This window comes from Natrialba sp. PRR66 (assembly GCF_034808065.1).
Taxonomy (GTDB): domain Archaea; phylum Halobacteriota; class Halobacteria; order Halobacteriales; family Natrialbaceae; genus Natrialba; species Natrialba aegyptia.
Window position 1 is genome coordinate 720,545 of sequence record NZ_JAXHGN010000001.1, and the last position, 18,859, is coordinate 739,403.

Here is an 18,859-nt window from a genome sequence, read left to right on the forward strand (position 1 = left end):
CGATCCCTACGCAGTTGCGATGTCCCTCGACTGTTCGACCGGTGAAACGCCGCCGCTCGCGGCGATCATCGATGCCCTCGACGATCCCGACTGTCGAGCGATCATTGCCCTCCTGGAAACCCCACAGACCGCCCGCGAAATCGCCAACGAAACCGACCTTCCGCTGTCGACCGCCTACCGCAAACTCGACCGCCTCCGCGACGCGGCACTCATCGCCGAGACGACCGAACACCACCGCGGTCGCCACGACAGCACCCACTATGTCGCTACCTTCGACCGGATCGATATCGAACTCGACGACGACCGCGAGTTCAGCGTCGATCTCGGCCGGGCAGCGACGCAGTCGCTCGAGCTACGGGAACGGTTGCGACAGCAGTGAGGATCGAGAACGAACGACTCGCAGCGACGAACCGTAGCGACGAACCGGTGCGGCCTGCTCCGGCTTATTGTGCGAGGTAGCCGCCTTCGACGGGGAGCGTGACGCCGGTCACCCGCGAGGAGAGGTCGGAGCCGAGGAAGAGCACGGCGTTTGCGATCTCCTCCGGGTCCGCGAGGCCGGGCATCGGCTCGGTCTCCTCGAACTGGGCCTCCATCTCCGGGTGTTCGTCGATCGTCCGTTCGATCATCTCCGTGCGGACGATGCCGGGAGCGATCGCGTTCGCCCGGATGCCCTCTTCGGCGTACTCGATCGCCGCGTACTTCGTGAGTTGACTGACGGCCGCCTTGGCCGCGCCGTAGCCGCTGTACTGGGGCACGGCGACCTCGCCGCCGATAGAGGAGGCGCTGATGATCGAGCCGCCGTCGTCGGCCAGCATCGCCTCGATGCCGTACTTCATTCCGTACCAGACACCTTTGAGGTTCACGTCGATGACCTGCTCGAAGGCGTCGTTGTCGTACTCGTCGAGTCGCGACACGGGCCCCTCGATCGCCGCGTTGTTAAAGAGCACGTCGATCCCGCCGAACTCGCTGACGGCGGTTTCGATCATCCCCTCAGCGTCCGCAGAATCGGAAACGTCCGCGTGCACGAACGTCGCCTCGCCGCCGTCGTCGGTGATCGCGTCGACGGTCGCCTCCCCGCCGTCGGTATCCACGTCCGCGACGACGACGGATGCTCCCTGGTCGGCGAACGTCTTTGCGGTCGTGCGCCCGATTCCGGACCCCGAACCGGTGATAACTGCCACCTGATCTTCGACTAGTCGCATTAGTTGTTCTATCGGTCCGCCGAGAGATATCTATTTTGGGCACCTGTCATTCCGTCATATCTCGGCATATAACACCTCACAGGAATATATGAACGATCGATTATTCTGTTTTCTATTGGAGAGGTGGCGGAAATACTTATAAATAATACATGTCTCCACTACTGTAATGGCACACTACGAATCGGATGCGCTGACCGTCGAATGGGATCGAACGCTCGATGCAGTCGTCATGAACTGGCAGGACTTCGCGAAGGGCGATACCTACCGCGACGGCCTTGATGCGGGGCTCGATCTCGCAAACCAGAAGCGCGCCCAGAACTGGCTCGCCGACCTCCGAGAACTTGGAACGGTCACCCCGGAGGACCGCGAGTGGACCCAGGACGATTGGCACCCGCGCGCGTTCGACTCCTCGCTTCGGAACATGGCGATCATCCAGCCCGAGAGCGTCGTCGCCAACATGTCCGTTGAAGACATGGTCTCGGAAGTCGGGGAGAACACGACCTCGCGGATCTTCGACAACCGGGACGACGCCGAGGCGTGGCTTCGCAACCAGTAACCGCTTTCTACAGGCGATAGGGCGACCTATCGCCCGACGAGATCCGTATCCGTCGGCCCCTGTCCGTCGAACTCCTCGACGAACGCGTCGAGTTCAGCCGGCTCCGACGCGCCCGGTAACTCGCGTTCTGCGGTCGAACTCGATTCGTCGACCTCGAGTCGCTCGCAGACCAGATCGGCGACGGATTCGGCCATCCGCCGGTAGGTCGTCAATTTGCCGCCGACGATACTGACGAAATTCTCGACGCCATCGTCCGCATGCTCGACTCGGAAGAAGCCACGCGAAATCCCGCGGCCCCCGCGGGTCGCCTCGTCCGGCTCGTACAGCGGGCGAACACCCCACCAGGTCCGGAGCTGTGGTTCGTCGGCCACCGACGGCAGCATCGTCGCACACTCCTGGATCGTCTGCTCGACCTCCCACTCCTCGCGGCTGAACTCGTCAGGATCGGACACCGGGACACTCGTCGTCCCGAGAACGACCTCGTCCTCGTGGGGAACGACGATATCCCCGTCCGCGGGTTCTCGACAGCGGTTGAGCACCGGGCCGAGCCCGCCGTGTTCGACCGCGACCATCACGCCCCGCGTCGGCCGCATTTCGACCGAGACACCCGCCAGTTCGGCGACCTCCCCGGCGTGAGCGCCGGCCGCGTTCACCACGACCGTCGGCTCGATCGTCTCGCTGAACTCGCCGCCGAGGGAGACGGCCGTGATCCGCCCGTCCTCGACGGTCATCGAGTTCACCGGCGCGTGGGTCAGGATGTCGCCGCCGTGGTCGCGCGCATCGGCGGCGTTCGCCGCGACGAGTCGGGAGGGGAGGACGACGGCGTCGGGGACCCACATCGCCCGTTCGACGTCGGCCGAGAGTTCCGGAACGGCGTCCCGTGCGAGATCGCCGTCGATGACGTCGACCGGGATACCGAGTTCCTCGCAGGCGTCGCGTTTCGCGTCGAAGTAGGCCGGGTCGTCGTCGGTCAGTTGGACGAAGAGCCCGCGCGTCTCCCGAACACACTCGCCGGCGATGCCTCTCAGGATGCGATTTTCCTCGATGCATTCGCGCGCGCCTGCCGCGTCGGACTCGGCGTAGCGAGCGCCGCTGTGGAGCAAGCCGTGTGAACGCCCGGATGCGCCCGCCGAGAGGCCGCCGCGTTCGGCGAGCGTTACGTCGACGCCGCGGAGCGCGAGGTCGCGGGCGATTCCGGTGCCGGTTGCGCCGCCGCCGATGACGAGAACCGAAGTCGAGTGGGCCATACTGAACGCAGGTGCTCTAGCGGGACGTATGTTTCACTGCCGGGGAATTCCGCTTGGAAACGACGGCTGCGGACCGAGCGGCGTTACGGACTGTACTCCGGCGACTGCTGTTCGATCGTGCCGGCGACGTTGTCGAGTTGTTCGCCGATCGTCGCGACGAGATCGTCGAGGGTGACGATTCCGGTCAGTTCGCCGTCGTCGTCGACGACCGGAAACCGACGAACTCCGTGTTCGTCGATCGCCCTCGAGATTTCGATCGACTCCGCGTCCTCGCGGATCGTCGCCGGATCGGCCGTCATCGCCTCGTCGACCGTCGCGGACGCGACATCCTCGCCGTCGTGGTCGTGTATCGCAAGTGCCGCGTCGCGGTCGGTGACGATCCCAACGGGTTCGGTGCCACTATCGTCGGTAACGACGATCGCGCCGACGTTTTCCTCCGCGAGTAGCCGCGCTATTTCGCCGAGTTCAGCGTCGCGATTCGCCGTGATAACGTCGTCCGGACCGAGGTTTCCAACGGGCATCGTTTAGAGAACGCTATCACGGGTCCGGTATTCAAACGGAAGCTTTCGAATGAGCGCACTGTCGTAGGCAACAGCAGTAGACTCCGAGACCGCCGGTTCGGCTCCGTCGAAAACTCAGTGCTCCGCGGTCGCGTCGGGGCCGAACTTCTCGCGGACTGTCTCGACCTTCGGTGCCGCGTGCATCGAGCAGTAGGCGTCGTTGGGGTTCTTCTCGAAGTAGTTCTGGTGGTACTCCTCGGCCTCGTAGAAGGTCTCGAGCGGCTCGATTTCGGTGACGATCCCCTCGTAGAGCCCTTCGTTCTCGAGTTCAGCCGCGAAGGCCTCGGCCGTCTCGAGTTGCTCGTCGTCGTGGGCGTAGATCGCCGAGCGGTACTGCGAGCCCACGTCGGGCCCCTCGCGGTCTTTCGTCGTCGGGTCGTGGATCGTAAAGAAGACCTCGAGCAGGTCCTCGTAGGCGATGTCGGCCGGATCGTATTCGACCTGGACGACCTCCGCGTGGCCGGTGCGTCCGGAACAGACCTCCTCGTAGGTCGGGTTCTCGGTGTGGCCGCCCGCGTAGCCGGAGGTGACCGATTCGACGCCGTCGAGCGCTTCGAGCGCCGCTTCGACGCACCAGAAACAGCCGCCGCCGAACGTAGCTCGTTCCATATCCGCTTGTAGGTGCTGCGGGAGGATAGATGTGACGGGAGTGGATGCGGACGATGATGACCGGACGACGACGGCCGGACGAATGCGATCGGGCGACGATCGACCGACAACCGGACGAACGCAGGGAGCACCAGATTCAAGCGACGGCCCGACGAACTGTTTCCCTTCGGCTATGTCGCGCCTGGAAACCTCGCTCACCGAAGTGCTCGACCTCGACGTGCCGCTCGTGCAAGCGCCCATCGGCAGTGCAACCTGTCCCGAACTCGCTGCTGCCGCCGCCGATGCCGGTGCCCTTGGCATGCTGGCCGTCACCTGGCGGGACGAAGCTCAGACCTGCGAGGTCGTCGCCGAAACCGCCCGCCGAACGGACGGCGTCTTCGGCGTGAATATCGTCGTCGATCCGGACGCGAAGACGGTTCCAACCGAGACGCACATCCACTGCTGTCTCGAGGAAGGAGTCGACGTCTTCTCCTTCTCGTTCGGCGACGCCGCACCCTACGTCGATCGGATTCACGACCACGACGGGACGGTACTGCAGTCCGTCGGAAGCGCCGACGAAGCGAGGGCCGCCGTCGACGCAGGGGTCGACTGTATCGTCGCACAGGGTTGGGAGGCCGGCGGTCACGTCCAGAGCAACGTTGCGACGCTCCCGCTGGTTCCCCGCGTGGTCGACGCCGTGCCGGACACGCCGGTTATCGCCGCCGGCGGCATCGCGGACGGGCGCGGAATCGGTGCCGTGCTCACGCTCGGCGCGGACGGAGCGTGGCTCGGCACGCGGTTCCTGGCGACCTCCGAAGCCCGCGTTCATCGGCTCTATCGACAACGAGTGCTCGACGCAACCGAAACCGAAACCGTCTACGCCACCCTCTACGACGAAGGATGGCCAAACGTCCCACACCGAGTGCTCGACAACGAAACCGTCGCGGACTGGCAGGCCGCAGGTGAACCCGAAACCGACCGTCCGGGCTCGAACGATACCGTCGCGGAAACCGGAGACGGAACGCCAGTCCGCCGATACGAAGATTCGCTTGCCACTCCAGAGCTACGCGGCGAGGTCGAAGAACTACCGCTGTACGCGGGCCAGAGTGCGGGCATCACGCACGACGTGCTTCCCGCAGCTGAACTCGTGCGTGAACTCGCCGACGAAACGCTCGCGGCGCTCGACCGAACTCGGTGAGCACCACGTCGGCACTCTTGAGCCGCGGGTGTCGGACGACCTTACGTTCCGGCTCCGTCCGCGACGCGCCATCGTAACAGCACGCCGTTGTCAAGCCGCTCGACGTCCGCGAGTTCGAGTTCAGGAAAGTCTGCAACGAAGCCGTCGCCGTCAGCCAGCGTCGGCGCGTCCCGACCGCCGATGATCGTCGGACCGACGAAGACGGAGAGTTCGTCGACGAGGCCGGCGTCGAACAGCGAGAAGATGAGTTCGCCGCCGCCTTCGACCATGAGCTGCTCGAGGCCCTGGTTCTGGAGGGCGGCGAAGGCGCGCAGGAGGTCGACCCGTTCGTCGCCCGCGGTCACGAGTTCGGCGCGGTCGGCGAGATCCAGTCGCTGTTCGACGGGTGCGGATTCGGTCAGGCAGACGTATGTCGTCGCGGCATCGTCGAGGACGGCGGCGTCGAGCGGCGTTCGACCGGTGGAGTCGACGACGGCGCGGGCGGGGTTCGCCGGCTCGCCCGCCTCGCGGCGCTGCTCGCGCAGGGCGTCGTCCTTGACGGTGAGGTGGGGGTCATCTGCGAGCACGGTGCCGACGCCGACGACGATGGCGTCGCTTTCGGCCCGGAGTCGGTCGACGCGGTCGAAATCCGCCTCGCCGCTGATGGCGACCTGTTCGCGCCGACGCGAGGAGAGTTTGCCGTCCGCACTCGTGGCGGCGTTGACGACGACGTGCATACGCCCCCCTCTGGCGGGAATCCCCAAGAAGCTACGGTGTCCGTCGCCGCCGGTGGTAGTCACGGCGTGCGATCCGTCCGCCACGAGTGGCGAGCCGATGGCGGCACAGTGAACTCGTGATTTGTGATGCGTAATCCATGACAATAGTTGGCAATATGGTTTTTTTATCCAGCGTATTCCCTGAAACGTTCAGCCGTGGTCTGATGGCTGGTTGAGCGACGACTGATCCCCCTGTCCGTCGATGCCGAAGGATTTCCCCACAGACTTATTGCACTATATTGCGTTCTATTGCACATGCCAATCAGCATCGACCGGTTCGACGAAGAACCCGTGGACGCGCTCGATCTCCAGGAAGGGACGCACCCGTATCGGCTGCTGCAATTCCTCACGGACCACAGCGATCAGGCGTTCACGCAGACGGAACTCCACGAAGCGACCGGCATCAAGCGCGGGAGCGTCGGCGCTGCACTTTCCCGCCTTGAAGACCGCGGCCTCGTTCGCCACCGGGGCCGATACTGGGCCATCGCCGAGGACGACCGTCTCGCCTCCTACGCTGCACAGATGAACGCCAGTTCCGCTTCGACAACGGACGATTACTACAACGACGAGGAATGACAGACGTCTACGAGCGCGGCGCGGTCGTAAAAGGCCCCGATCTTCTCGCGGACCACGATCACCGGCCGTACGTTTGCCTGAGTGATCGCACACACCCGTTCCACGACGAGGAAGCGCTCTACGCGGCGGCCACGACGACGCGACGGGCGGTTGCTATCCCGCTCACTGATGATGATTTTGTTTCGGGCGGTCTACCGAGGGAGAGCTACGTAAATCCGTGGACAGTCGTCACGATTCGGCATGCCGACATGGAGCGCGAAGAGGGGCATCTCGTCGAAGCGACGACAGAAAAAATTGCTACCGAAGTTGCTGGATATCTCAGCGTCCGCTAAGAGTACTGTTTCCCATGGCTCAACGCCCTTACGAACTGCCGATCTCAATTTAGAGGTCAGACTGAATAAAGAAACCGCGCTACCAACTACTGATAATCACTGCGGACGAGTCGTCGTCCTGTTCCTGATTTGACGGACATGCTCCCAACTCCCACCGTGTTTGTTGTTTTCGGAAATCACATTCGGTAATCTTTTAATCGCTGTGAATGAACAGTCATTCATGGTCCTACAGGAAAAACTGACTATGGCAAAGGGAACACTGACGTCTCCCTTTATGCGACGGCAACTCCTGCTGTCCTCCGTTCTCGGTCCGATCCAGAAGCGGATTCGGGGAAACGACGGCGAGTACGTCATGGATGCGGACTGGGACAACCTGATTATTCTCGACGGCTGTCGATACGATTTGTTCACGCAGATCTATACCAAGAACTCGTTAGACGGCGACCTCTCCCGGTTTCAGTCTCGCGGCAGTTCGTCGCCAGAGTTCCTCTCCGAGAACTTCGAGGGACGGACCCACAACGACACCGTCTACGTCACCGCGAACCCCCACGAAAAACGAATTCTTGACGACGCGTTCTACGATACGGACCGCGCCTGGATCGACGACTGGGACGACGAGGCAGGGACCGTTCTCCCGAAGGTTCTTTCCGAACGCGCTCGGTCCGCTCACGACACCTACCCGAACAAGCGGCTGATCGCTCACTTCATGCAGCCCCACGTCCCGTTCATCGGCGAAACGCAACTCGATGTCGACAGCGACATCACGAGCGGACTTCGGGATATGATGCTTGAAGATTCGATGGACGATGCGCCCGGATTCGTCTGGGAAGAGTTGCAAAACGGTGAGATCGAGGAAGGCGTCTTCTGGGAAGCCTATCGCGACAACCTGATCCGGGTGCTCGAGGAGGCCGTGCCCCTCGCCAAGGATCTCCCGGGGAAGACGGTGATCACAGCCGATCACGGAAACGCGCTCGGCGAGTGGGCCACGCCGTTCCCGGTCCCGGTTTACTTCCACCCGACGAACATCCGGATGCCGGAACTGAACACCGTCCCGTGGTTCGTTCCGCCGTATACGGAGCGAAAACAGATTGTGCGATCGGGCGACGCCCCCGAGGAGACGATCGAGACGCCGACCGCAGCCGACGAATCGGCCGAATCCGTCGAGAGCGACGTCGAGGAACGTCTCTCGGCGCTCGGCTACGCGGACTAACAACGTCTTCCTCATCCGGTCACGCCCGCGGTCCACCGGCGAACTCAGTCCGCTGAAATCCGTTCGGACACTTTACTTTCACCCCGTTGCGGGAACGCTTTTGAAGCCCCCACACGAAAGGCAAGTGATGGAACTCGACGATCATGCCGAGGATCTCGCCTCCGACCTCGGTGTTGACAAAGAGGAGGTCACATCCGACCTGCAGAATCTCGTGGAGTACAGCGTTCCGGTCGACGAAGCCAAACAGAGCCTCCGCCGAAAGTACGGCGACGGCGCGAGCGGCGGCAGCGGTGCCCCCTCAAGCAAGGAAATCGGCGATATCACGCCCGACGACGGCAACGTCACCGTCACGGGCACCGTCCTGACTGCTGGCAAGCGATCGATCCGCTACCAGGGATCGGACCACGTCATCGTCGAAGGTGAACTCGCCGACGAGACCGGCACTATCGACTACACCGCCTGGGAGGACTTCGGGCTCTCGCCGGGCGACACGATCACCGCCGGCAACGCCGGCGTCCGCGAGTGGGACGGCGAACCCGAACTCAACCTCGGGGAAAGCACCTCGCTCTCGTTCGTCGACGAGTCGCTGCAGCTCACGCAGGAAATCGGCGGCGAGGCGACCCTCGCCGACCTCCAGACGGGAGACCGCGCGAGAGTCGTCGAGGTCGCCGTCCTCGAGTGCGAACGCCGGACGATCGACGGCCGGGACGGCGAGACGGAGATCCTGAGCGGCGTCGTCGGCGACGAGAGCGGCCGCCTCCCGTTCACGAACTGGGACCCCGCTCCCGAAATCGAGGACGGTGGCCCCGTTCGCATCGAAAACGCCTACGTCCAGGAGTTCCGCGGCGTCCCCGAGGTCAACGTCTCCGAGTTCTCGACGGTCACCGAACTCGACCGCGAGATCGAGGTCGGCGCGGACACGACGACGATGGCGGTCGGCGAGGCCGTCGCGACGGGCGGCATCTACGACGTTGAACTCGTCGGCAACGTGATCGCGGTACGGGACGGCTCCGGGCTCATCCAGCGCTGTCCGGAGTGCTACCGCGTCATTCAGAAAGGGCAGTGCCGGACCCACGGCGACGTCGACGGGATCGACGACCTTCGCGTGAAGGCGATCCTCGACGACGGTACCGGCACCGTCACGGTCGTGCTGGACGACGAACTGACCGCGGCTGTCTACGGCGGCACGCTCGAGGACGCCCTCGAGCAAGCGCGCGAGGCGATGGACCAGTCGGTCGTCGCCGACACGATCCGCGAGCGCATCGTCGGCCGCGAGTTCAGCGTGCGCGGACACCTCTCGGTCGACGAGTACGGGGCGAATCTCGACGCGGAACGCTTCGGGGAGAGCGACGACGATCCGCAGGCGCGTGCACGCGCCTTCCTCGAGGCGGTTGAGAAGGTAGCGGAGATCGATGATGGCGCGGACGCCGAGGAGGTGGACGCATGAGCGCAAACGGCTCCGACGACGAGGAGATTCCGGGCCGTGAAATCGCCTATCGGCTCTTCGCGGCGGAGTACGACGACGCCTCGCTGTCGTACGCAGAGAGCGACGAGGAGCGCGCGCCGAACTACGTCGTTTCACCGACCGGTGCCCGGGTCAACCGCGTCTTCGCCGTCGGGACGCTCACCGAGGTCACGGCGGTCAACGACGAGATGGTTCGCGCCCGCGTCGTCGATCCGACGGGTGCGTTCGTCGTCTACGCCGGGCAGTACCAGCCCGATGCACTGGCCTTCTTAGAGCAGGTCGAACCGCCGGCGTTCGTCGCGGTGACCGGCAAAGCTCGCACGTTCGAACCCGACGACGGCGACCGCGTCTACACGTCGATTCGGCCGGAGAGCATCGCCGCGGTCGACGCCCCAACGCGCGATCGGTGGGTCGTCACCACGGCCGAACAGACCATCGATCGCGTCGGCACCTACGCCGAAGCTGCGACGCTCGACTCGCTGCCGGACGCGAGCGACGACGGAGTGACCGACGCCCTGCGCGAGGCCGGCGTCGAGTTCGGCCTCGCGGCGGGCATCCCGCTCGCACGAGACCACTACGGGACGACGCCGTCGTACCTCGCCGCGCTTCGCGACTGTGCGATAGAGGCGGTCGAAGTCGTCGCGAACGACCGCGACGAGGTCGGCGAGTTCACCGTTCGACCGGACGAAACGGGCGGGGACGCGACTTTCGACTCGCTCGCGTCGCTTGCTGCCAGCGACGGCCTCGATATCGACGAGCGTGAACTCGCTGGTGGCGCTGGTGGAGCGACGGACGCCGAGTCGGAGACAGCCGACACGGCCACTGCGGCAACGGCAACAGCGGGCGACGGACCGGCAAGCGCCGACGAAACGGCGGCCGCCACCGGCACGGCGACCGAGACGGAAACGACGAGCGTCGAACTCGACGAGTCCGGTGACGAGGCCACTGCCGCGGCGACGACGGACGATGAACTCGAGTCGGACGAGAGCAAGACGGCTGCAGCGAGCGAAAAAACGGATGCGGCCGAGGAGTCGGCGACCGAAGCCGGTACGACGGATCCCGAGGAGACTACCGGTACCGAAGGGACTGTAGATTCCGAGGATACCGCGGACGACACGGCCGAATCGACCGAAGCCAATGATGCAGGGTCCGAATCGCTCGGCGACTTCGATGCCGATTCGGATGCCGATGCTGAGGTCGATACCGGTTCCAGTTCTGGTTCCGGCCCCGATCCCGATCCCGGTGACAGCGGCATGTACGAGATGGACGACGAAGAGCGCGAGCAGATCGAAGACGAGTTCGGGACCGAGTTCACGACGGGGACCGAGGTCGACGATCCGGGCGAGGCGGACATCGATGTGCCGGACGCTGCGGACGTCACCGACGCCGACGCCGACGATGCGACGGCTGGCGACGGTGAATCGAGCGAAGCGGCGACGGAAGCGGAGACGGATACGGAAACGAGTGCGAGCGCGAGCGACGACCTCGGTGCACCGCCGGCATCGAATCTCGAGACCGAATCCGAGGGAGACGACGAAGCGGAATCGGAACCGGACCTGGAGACGGAAGAGCCGGAACCGGACACCGGCGCGAGTGACGTGGACGCGACCGATGCGGACGAGACTGAAGCTGAAGAGCCCGAGGAGTCGGAGGCTGTCGACCTCCAGGCCCACGTCGTCGACATCATGGAGGACTTAGACGACGGCGACGGAGCGGACCGCACGGAGCTGGTCGAAACCGTCGCCGCCGACACCGGCGCGCCCGAGGCCGACGTCGAAGACGCGATTCAGGACGCGTTGATGGGCGGGCAGTGCTACGAATCGGGTGACGAAACGCTCAAAGCGATCTGATCGAGTTCGGCATGCGAGATTCCCGCCCGCCAGACACCCACGAGAACGAGACTTCGACCACCCACGTCGAACCCGTCCCCGGCCAACCGGCCGCACTCGCCGACCTCGGGACCGAGCGGGCGCTTCTCGTTGCGGACTACCACGCCGGCTACGAAGCCGGCTTGCGGTACGAACGCGGCGTCGACGTCCCCAGTCACGCCCCCGAGCGCCGCGAACGACTTTATTCGCTCATTGAGCACACCAATCCCGACCGCCTCGTCGTCCTCGGCGATCTCATGCATTCGATCGGCGACCCCGGCGGTGCCGAGCGCGCTGAACTCGAGGTGCTCTTCGAATCCGAACCGCTGCGATCGCTCGACGTGACGATCGTGAAAGGCAATCACGACGGCGCGATCGAGACGTGGCTGGAGCCAGCCGATGGGGCTGCCCCCTCGGCGGGTCCGCCAGCGGGGTCGGTAACCGTCGTTTCCGGCGACGGTATCGCGCTCGGCCCCGATGGTTCCGAGAGCACTACCACCGGCACCGTCGGCGTCTGTCACGGACACACCTGGCCCTCGCGCGCCGTTCTCGGCTCATCAGTCGTCTGTCTCGGCCACGAACACCCGTGCGTCCGCCTCGAAGACGAAGTCGGCGGGAGTCGCGTCGAGCGCGTCTGGCTCCGCGGTCGGCTCGACCCGGCCCCGTTTTGCGACCACTTCGGCGCGACACTGCCGTGGCTCGCGGACGACGCGACGGCCGAGCCACCACAGATTATCGTCCTCCCGGCGTTCAATGAACTCGTCGGCGGGACGTGGGTGAACCTGCCGGAGCAGTCGTTTCTCTCGCCGTTTCTTCCGGACGGCCTCGCGGACGGAGAGGCGTATCTTCTCGATGGGACTCGGCTTGGCTCCTACGAGTCGGTGTGATCTGATCTCCGTTGTGCCGTCTCGGCTGCGACGCATGCGCATGTAAGCCGTATTGCCATCCGATACCCGAGAGAACGGCCACTATGCCGATTCAGACGTACCGACTCGAGGTTCGAGAGACGGATGCAAACGGGATCGATGCGGACGTATACGATGCGGAAGACATGATCGTCGCCTCGACACAGGTCGCATACGAGGATTACGGCCTCGAAGCGCCCGCATCGCGGGACGGATCACCATCTGAGGTAGCGGAGTTCAGTGCGGATATCACGACGATCGACCTGCAGTTCGAACGGGACGATGCGGGGTTCGTCTTTCGCGTGCTCGGCGACCGGGAGGAGGTAGCGACCGTTCGAGCGGATGATGCGGAGTGGGAGATGGAGTGAGCGGCGTCTGGAGGTATCTTCTCGGTTTCCGTGAGCGGACTGTACTGTGTCTCGGACCGGGGAACGGAGTCGACCGGCAGGAGTAGTGTCGGGCAGAGCGAACTGTCGCACTGGCTGTTCTCGTCCTGTTCGACTCGTGGATGACTGTTGTAAACACGCGTTCGATCCCGTTCTCGATCGCCCAACTGCGGTCTTCGGCGAGTTCAGCGGGTGAGGAGGGACGGAAAGGGCTCGTCTCGCTCGCTCGAATCTTCTGGATGTGGTACCATAACATATATCATGGTAACATGGGAAACAGTGGCATTACGGAGGGGAATGAATGTCGACTGTAGATGACGCCGTTACACGGGGGAGAAATCTCACAGTCGAGCAACTTTTGTTGCTCGCTGTTGGGGCTGGTGCTTTCCTCCTGGTGGGAGATCTCATCCTCGGCGTCTTTGACGGAACGTATAACATCTCACGTATCGGGCGATACGTGACGCAAGGGGTCCTGTACGGGCTGATAATCGGTCTCGCGGGAATCGGTCTCTCGATGACCTATAGCATCCTCAACTTCGCAAACTTCGCACACGGTGATACGATCACCGTCGGCGCGTTCATCGGGTGGGGTGGCACGTATCTCATCGGCGGCTGGGGCGCGGCGAGTATCGGTCATCTGGCCCTCGTCGGTCCACAGCGGGGCATTGGGGGGCCACAGTTCGGCATTTCGGTTATGTCAACGCCGATCGCGATTTTCGGCGGCCTCCTGCTCGCTGGCGTCGGGACCGCGCTACTCGCAGTGCTGATCGACCGCCTCGCCTACAAGCCGATGCGCGGTTCCGACGGCATCCCGCTGTTGATCACCAGTATCGGCGTCGCCTTCGCGCTGCGCTACCTCATCGTGTTCGTGTATTCGAGCCAGTCTCGGGGGACTACCGCGAGCGTCCCGTCGGCCGATCTGTTGCTCGTCGACGGCTACGTGTCGATCGACGCCCACGACGGGACGTTGATCGCGGCGGCAGCGGCGCTGATGATCGGCGTCCACCTGCTGCTCCAGCGAACGAAACTCGGGAAGGCCATGCGGGCGATGTCGGATAACAAGGACCTGGCGCTCGTAACCGGGATTCCGACCGAGCGCGTGATCCGCTGGACCTGGATGATCGGCGGGGGACTCGCCGGCAGCGCGGGATACCTCATGGTGCTGTGGACGGGGACGATCGACTGGCAGTTCGGCTGGCTGCTCTTGCTGTTGATCTTCGCCGCCGTGATCCTCGGCGGGATCGGCTCGATCTACGGTGCGATCTTCGGCGGGCTCATCATCGGCGTCACCATGCACATCTCGATGATCTGGCTCCCCGGCGGCGACTTTACGACCATCACGGCGTTCCTGATGATGATCCTGGTCTTGCTGATCAGGCCATCCGGGCTCTTTGGAGGGAAGACGACAGCATGAGCGCGACACCGCACTCCGATTACCGAGCACAACTGGAAACGCTGTGGGAACACGACGCCTTCAAGATCGTCGCGGTTATCGGCGCGATCTACCTCGTCTACGCCGTGATCGGCCTCGTTCTCGGCTACTCGCTGGACGGGATCATCAACACGCTCCGGCGGATGACCTACCTGATCGCGGTCTACGGGATGGTGACGCTGGCGTTGAACCTCCACTGGGGCTACACCGGACTGTTCAACATCGGCATCGCCGGCTTCATGGCAATCGGACTGTACGCCACCATGATGCTCGCGAAGCCGGTCGACCCGAGCGGGGCCGCACAGTACTCCGGTCTCGGACTTCCGGTTCCCATCGCCATCGTCGGTGGCGTCGTCGTCGCCGGCCTCGCCGGCCTCGTCGTCGCCCTTCCCGCATTGCGGTTGCGGGCCGACTACTTCGCCATCACGACCATCGCGTTCGCAGAAATCGTCCGTCTCGGGGTTACCTCCGGTGCGCTCCAGGAGTTCACCGTTCTCGGTGCTGAACTCGGCACGGGCGGCGGCCGCGGACTCATCCGAAACTACGGCGACCCGATGAACGCCATCTTCGAACTCGAGGCGTTCAGTTCGTTCGTCGATCTGACGAACAGTCTGTTCGGGTTCGGGCCGACGCAGGCGCGGGCACTCGCATATTCGATCGTGCTCGTGCTCGTGCTGACGGGCTTTTATTGGCTCATTCAGCGGACGAGCCGGTCGCCGTTCGGACGCGTGCTGAAGGCGATCCGCGAGGACGAGGAGGCGGCCCAGTCGCTCGGCAAGAACACGAACCGGTTCAAGATAAAGGTGTTCGTGCTCGGCTGTGCGCTGATGGGGCTCGCCGGAATTTTGTGGCGATTCCGGCGAACTGGCGTGACGCCAACGGCGTTCCGTCCGCACGTCACGTTCTACATCTGGATCGCACTGATCATCGGCGGTGCGGGCTCGAACACGGGAAGCGTTCTCGGGTCCGGGCTCTTCGTCGCCGTCCTGTTCGAGGGGCCGCAGTACCTCCGACGAGTGATCGATCAGGTCGTGGCGGTCGGCGACGCCCCGAACACCTTCGCGGGCGCGGTCGGACCGCTGCTCTCTGCGAACCCCGCGCCGCTGGTTCGGTACACGTTCGACGAGTTCCTGACGCTCCAGTTCGTGATCATGGGCGTCGCATTGATCCTCCTCATGCAACGGCGGCCGGAGGGATTACTCGGCCATCGCGAGGAAACGGCAGCTGCGATTCCGCTGGGGAGGCGTCCGAGTGGGGCCGGAACCGGAGGCGGCGGTGGCGGTCACAACGGCAGTGGCGGTGGCGGCAGCAATAGCGGTGGCAGTGATGGTCCCGGGGCGGGAGTCGATCACGACCGCACTCACGACCACCCGGACGGTATCGGCACTGACGCACCCGAGCACGGCCACGACACCGAGCCGGGAACGGCCACGGACGCGACGACCGAGACGAACGAGACAAACGAGACGAACAAATCGAGCGAAACGACCCACACCGGCGGTGAGAACCCATGAGTGACAGCCCAGCAAACGTCCGGTCAGCCGAAACGGGAACGAACATCGACGCCGGCACGGATACAGACACCGAATCCGTCTCGAGACCGACGGCCGACCACCTCGACGACGTTGAACTCGCGGTCAACGGGCTCGGCAAGCGATTCGGCGGGATTACGGCCGTCGACGGTGCTTCGTTCGCGGTCGAATCCGGCTCGATGACCGGATTGATCGGGCCGAACGGGGCCGGCAAGTCGACCACGTTCAACTGCATCACCGGTATCCACCAACCCGATGCCGGTACCGTCACGTTTCAGGGCCGGGACATCACCGGCATCAATCCGTACGAGTGTGTCGACTACGGCCTCGTCAGGACGTTTCAGATCGCTCGCGAGATGGCGAACATGACCGTCCTCGAGAATCTGATGCTCCCGGCGAAACACCAGCAGGGAGAGGCCCTCTGGCGGTCGGTCATGCCGGTTGCCAGACGCGAGGTCGAGCAACAGGAACGAGAACTCCTCGAACGGGTCTGGGACACGCTCGAGTTCTTCGAGATAGAGCACATTGCCGAGGAGAAGGCGGGGACGCTCTCGGGCGGCCAGCGGAAGTTGCTCGAGATGGCGCGGGCGCTGATGACGGACCCGGAGATGTTGCTGCTCGACGAGCCGTTCGCGGGCGTCAATCCGACGCTCGAGAAGAAGTTGCTCGAGCATATCCACGAACTGCGAGCGGACGGGTACACTTTCCTGATCGTCGAACACGATATGGATCTCATTATGGACAACTGCGAGCACGTGATCGTCATGCACCAGGGATCGGTCCTGGCGGAGGGCGCTCCCGGGAAGATTACGTCGAACGATCGGGTCATCGAGGCCTATCTCGGAGGTGAGGTTTGATGGCGATGCTCGACGTGTCCGAGCTCGATGCCGGGTACGGCGACCTGCAGATCCTGAGCGATGTGGATCTCGAGGTTGTCGAGGACGAGTACGTTGTCATCGTCGGGCCGAACGGGGCCGGCAAGTCGACCGCGATGAAGTCGGTGTTTGGCCTGACGACCTACATGGGTGGCTCGATCGAGTTCAACGACGAGGACATCACGGGTCATTCGCCCGACGAGATCATTCACAAGGGAATCGGCTACGTTCCCCAGACGGAGAACGTCTTTCCGTCGCTGACGGTGCAGGAGAATCTCGAGATGGGCGCGTACATCCTCGATGAGGTCCCGGAGGATGCACTCGAGGCGGTGTTCGACCAGTTCCCGATTTTGCGGGAGCGCCGGGACCAGAAGACGGGGTCGATGAGCGGGGGGCAACAGCAGATGGTCGCGATGGGCCGGGCGCTGATGCTGGATCCGGACCTGTTGTTGCTCGACGAACCGAGTGCCGGCCTCGCGCCGGATTTGGTCGACGAGATGTTCGACCACGTCGATACGATCAACGACAACGGAACGGCCGTGCTGGTGGTCGAGCAAAACGCCAAGGAGGCGTTGCGTCGCTGTGACCGAGGATACGTTCTCGTCCAGGGGCAAAATCGATACGTCGATGACGGGGATGCGTTGCTCCACGATGAAGAGGTTCGCCAGCAGTTCCTCGGCGGATAACTCACATTTTCAGCGCTCGGTTTCGCCACCACAGCAGTCGGAATCGAGAGCATCGATCAGGTGGCAGCAAAAACAAGACGTGACGATCTCGAGGACGGTGAGGTGCCCTCGAACCGGCGCAGCCTTACTCGGCTTACTCGGCGAGTGCCGACTCGAGTTCACCGGTGTACGATCCCTGTTCGGGTTCGAACGAGACTTCGTTGAGCGCCTCGCCGCCCTGTTCCTCGGTGAACGAGCTGACGTACTGCTCGGAGAGTTGCTGACCGTAGTCGTTGTTGACGTACAGCGTGCCGACGGTGTCGGCGTCGAGGCGCTCGGCCGAGACCTGGGCCATGACTTGGCCTTGGAGCAGATCGCTCGGTGCCGTACGGAAGAAGTAGTCGTCGTCGTCGACTTGCGATAGCGAGAGTGCCGTACTCGCCGGCGAACACTGGACGACGTTCGCGCTGCTCGTCTCCCCGACGAGCGGCACCGAGTTCCCGGAGGAGGCTGCGCCGACGATCGCTGGATAGCCGGCGTCGATAAGCGCGCCGCCGTTGGAAATCGTCTGATCTTCGTCGGTTTCGGTGTCCTCGATCGCGAGATCGATTTCGAAACTGGTCCCCTCGAACTGGGCGGCAGCGAGTTCACCGGCCTGGATCATCGGGCTGCCGAGTTCACCCAGGTCGCCGGTCTCGGGGAGCAACATCGCGACCATTACCTCGCGATCCGTTCCACCGGGAGAATCGTCTGCCATCTCGCCACCGGGCCCCTCGCCCTCGAATGTGACCGTATCGATCGTCTCAGTTCCGCCGTCCGCGAACTCCCAGACGTCGTAGCCGGCGTCCGCCGGATCGCCGATATCGTCGAAGGTAACGCTGCTCGAGGCACCTTGATACGAGATTTCGTCGCCGTCGGCGACGGCTTCTGCGGCGTCCTGAAGCTCACTGGGGCCGTACTCGTCGCCACCGGGGTTTGCGACCCGGCGCATCTGGTCGCGGACCGCCTCGCCGTCGTTCTCGCCGGCTGCGATGTTTGCGAGGATACAGACTGCGACCGCGTCGAACGTGTGCGAGTTGAAGACGCCCGGCGAGTCGCCGAACTCGTCCTCGTAGAGGTCGTTGAAGGCATCTTCGTTCGGTCCTTCCGAGGCTGGTGCTGTCCCAATGACGTTTTCCATATCGTTGTCGACTTCACCGGGAAGATCGCCGTCCTGGAGCCCGTCAGGGACGATAATGTCGGTTCCGTTGTCGTAGTTCGAGTAGTAGTCCCGAAAGATCTGGATGCCGCTTTCGGGATAGCCGATGATGTTCAGGACGTCCGGCCCGCCTTCTGTGACGTCACCTTCGTCACCGATGCAACCGGCCACTCCGGCCACACCTGCTGCACCGATACCACTCAGTACCCGCCGTCGGTTGAGTTCCCCAACCATGGTACATGATCACACTGACCATATAAAAGAGTTTAGGTGAACTGACGACTGGAGACCGTTCTCGTAAGTGGATCA

Annotated in this window: 20 protein-coding genes; 14 read left to right on the forward strand and 6 right to left on the reverse strand. The window is 63.8% G+C overall.

The features are described 5' to 3' along the window. Positions 1-19: 19 nt before the first annotated feature. Positions 20-379 (forward strand): helix-turn-helix domain-containing protein, encoded by a 360-nt coding sequence (locus tag SM755_RS03405; RefSeq protein WP_323171445.1) that lies wholly within the window; start codon positions 20-22, stop codon positions 377-379. 64 nt (positions 380-443) lie between these two features. On the opposite strand, the gene SM755_RS03410 is transcribed toward SM755_RS03405, so the two are convergent. Continuing rightward, positions 444-1,202, reverse strand: coding sequence for a glucose 1-dehydrogenase (locus SM755_RS03410; protein ID WP_323171446.1), 759 nt, complete (start codon positions 1,200-1,202; stop codon positions 444-446). A gap of 166 nt (positions 1,203-1,368) precedes the next feature. Here SM755_RS03410 and SM755_RS03415 point away from each other — a divergent pair, with 166 nt between their 5' ends. Then, the gene (locus SM755_RS03415; RefSeq protein WP_323171447.1) at positions 1,369-1,758 is read left to right on the forward strand and encodes a hypothetical protein; all 390 of its coding nucleotides are present in this window, start codon (positions 1,369-1,371) and stop codon (positions 1,756-1,758) included. A gap of 26 nt (positions 1,759-1,784) precedes the next feature. On the opposite strand, the gene SM755_RS03420 is transcribed toward SM755_RS03415, so the two are convergent. The 3 genes from SM755_RS03420 to msrA form a co-directional block, all read right to left on the reverse strand. Continuing rightward, positions 1,785-3,005, reverse strand: a complete 1,221-nt coding sequence (locus SM755_RS03420) for an FAD-dependent oxidoreductase (protein ID WP_323171448.1) — start codon at positions 3,003-3,005, stop codon at positions 1,785-1,787. Between the two features lie 83 nt (positions 3,006-3,088). Further along, positions 3,089-3,526, reverse strand: a complete 438-nt coding sequence (locus SM755_RS03425; RefSeq protein ID WP_323171449.1) for a CBS domain-containing protein — start codon at positions 3,524-3,526, stop codon at positions 3,089-3,091. Between the two features lie 114 nt (positions 3,527-3,640). Then, complete coding sequence (gene msrA / locus SM755_RS03430; RefSeq protein ID WP_006664157.1) at positions 3,641-4,174, reverse strand: peptide-methionine (S)-S-oxide reductase MsrA; 534 nt, start codon at positions 4,172-4,174, stop codon at positions 3,641-3,643. A 172-nt stretch (positions 4,175-4,346) separates the two neighbouring features. On the opposite strand from msrA, the gene SM755_RS03435 reads away from it, so the two are divergent. Then, complete coding sequence (locus SM755_RS03435) at positions 4,347-5,351, forward strand: nitronate monooxygenase (protein ID WP_323171450.1); 1,005 nt, start codon at positions 4,347-4,349, stop codon at positions 5,349-5,351. Between the two features lie 41 nt (positions 5,352-5,392). Here SM755_RS03435 and SM755_RS03440 read toward each other — a convergent pair whose 3' ends face one another. After that, complete coding sequence (locus SM755_RS03440) at positions 5,393-6,067, reverse strand: 2,5-diamino-6-(ribosylamino)-4(3H)-pyrimidinone 5'-phosphate reductase (RefSeq protein ID WP_323171451.1); 675 nt, start codon at positions 6,065-6,067, stop codon at positions 5,393-5,395. Positions 6,068-6,361: 294 nt separating this feature from the next. Here SM755_RS03440 and SM755_RS03445 point away from each other — a divergent pair, with 294 nt between their 5' ends. The 11 genes from SM755_RS03445 (at position 6,362) to SM755_RS03495 (ending at position 17,373) form a co-directional block, all read left to right on the forward strand. Further along, a complete protein-coding gene (locus tag SM755_RS03445) occupies positions 6,362-6,682 on the forward strand; it encodes a helix-turn-helix domain-containing protein (protein WP_323171452.1) in 321 nt (106 codons plus the stop codon). Next, positions 6,679-7,014 (forward strand): hypothetical protein, encoded by a 336-nt coding sequence (locus SM755_RS03450; RefSeq protein ID WP_323171453.1) that lies wholly within the window; start codon positions 6,679-6,681, stop codon positions 7,012-7,014. Before SM755_RS03445 ends, SM755_RS03450 begins: the two co-directional genes overlap by 4 nt. 274 nt (positions 7,015-7,288) lie before the next feature. Next, positions 7,289-8,224 (forward strand): hypothetical protein, encoded by a 936-nt coding sequence (locus tag SM755_RS03455; protein ID WP_369335239.1) that lies wholly within the window; start codon positions 7,289-7,291, stop codon positions 8,222-8,224. Positions 8,225-8,351: 127 nt separating this feature from the next. Further along, a complete protein-coding gene (locus SM755_RS03460) occupies positions 8,352-9,671 on the forward strand; it encodes a Single-stranded DNA binding protein (protein WP_323171455.1) in 1,320 nt (439 codons plus the stop codon). Continuing rightward, the gene (locus SM755_RS03465) at positions 9,668-11,539 is read left to right on the forward strand and encodes a hypothetical protein (protein ID WP_323171456.1); all 1,872 of its coding nucleotides are present in this window, start codon (positions 9,668-9,670) and stop codon (positions 11,537-11,539) included. The genes SM755_RS03460 and SM755_RS03465 overlap by 4 nt, the downstream gene beginning before the upstream one ends. A gap of 11 nt (positions 11,540-11,550) precedes the next feature. Continuing rightward, positions 11,551-12,444: a metallophosphoesterase gene (locus SM755_RS03470; RefSeq protein ID WP_323171457.1), complete on the forward strand. Its 894-nt coding sequence runs from the start codon at positions 11,551-11,553 to the stop codon at positions 12,442-12,444. Between the two features lie 83 nt (positions 12,445-12,527). Beyond that, entirely contained in the window at positions 12,528-12,830 is a 303-nt protein-coding gene (locus SM755_RS03475) for a hypothetical protein (protein WP_323171458.1), read from the forward strand. A 319-nt stretch (positions 12,831-13,149) separates the two neighbouring features. Next, positions 13,150-14,262 carry a branched-chain amino acid ABC transporter permease gene (locus tag SM755_RS03480; RefSeq protein WP_323171459.1) on the forward strand — a complete coding sequence of 371 codons (1,113 nt, stop codon included), beginning with the start codon at positions 13,150-13,152 and terminating at the stop codon, positions 14,260-14,262. Continuing rightward, positions 14,259-15,794, forward strand: a complete 1,536-nt coding sequence (locus SM755_RS03485) for a branched-chain amino acid ABC transporter permease (RefSeq protein WP_323171460.1) — start codon at positions 14,259-14,261, stop codon at positions 15,792-15,794. The genes SM755_RS03480 and SM755_RS03485 overlap by 4 nt, the downstream gene beginning before the upstream one ends. Next, positions 15,791-16,669: an ABC transporter ATP-binding protein gene (locus tag SM755_RS03490; RefSeq protein WP_323171461.1), complete on the forward strand. Its 879-nt coding sequence runs from the start codon at positions 15,791-15,793 to the stop codon at positions 16,667-16,669. Before SM755_RS03485 ends, SM755_RS03490 begins: the two co-directional genes overlap by 4 nt. After that, positions 16,669-17,373, forward strand: a complete 705-nt coding sequence (locus SM755_RS03495) for an ABC transporter ATP-binding protein (RefSeq protein ID WP_323171462.1) — start codon at positions 16,669-16,671, stop codon at positions 17,371-17,373. The genes SM755_RS03490 and SM755_RS03495 overlap by 1 nt, the downstream gene beginning before the upstream one ends. 133 nt (positions 17,374-17,506) lie before the next feature. Here the strand turns inward: SM755_RS03495 and SM755_RS03500 are convergent, their stop codons facing one another. Then, a complete protein-coding gene (locus tag SM755_RS03500; RefSeq protein WP_323171463.1) occupies positions 17,507-18,784 on the reverse strand; it encodes an ABC transporter substrate-binding protein in 1,278 nt (425 codons plus the stop codon). Positions 18,785-18,859: the final 75 nt, after the last annotated feature.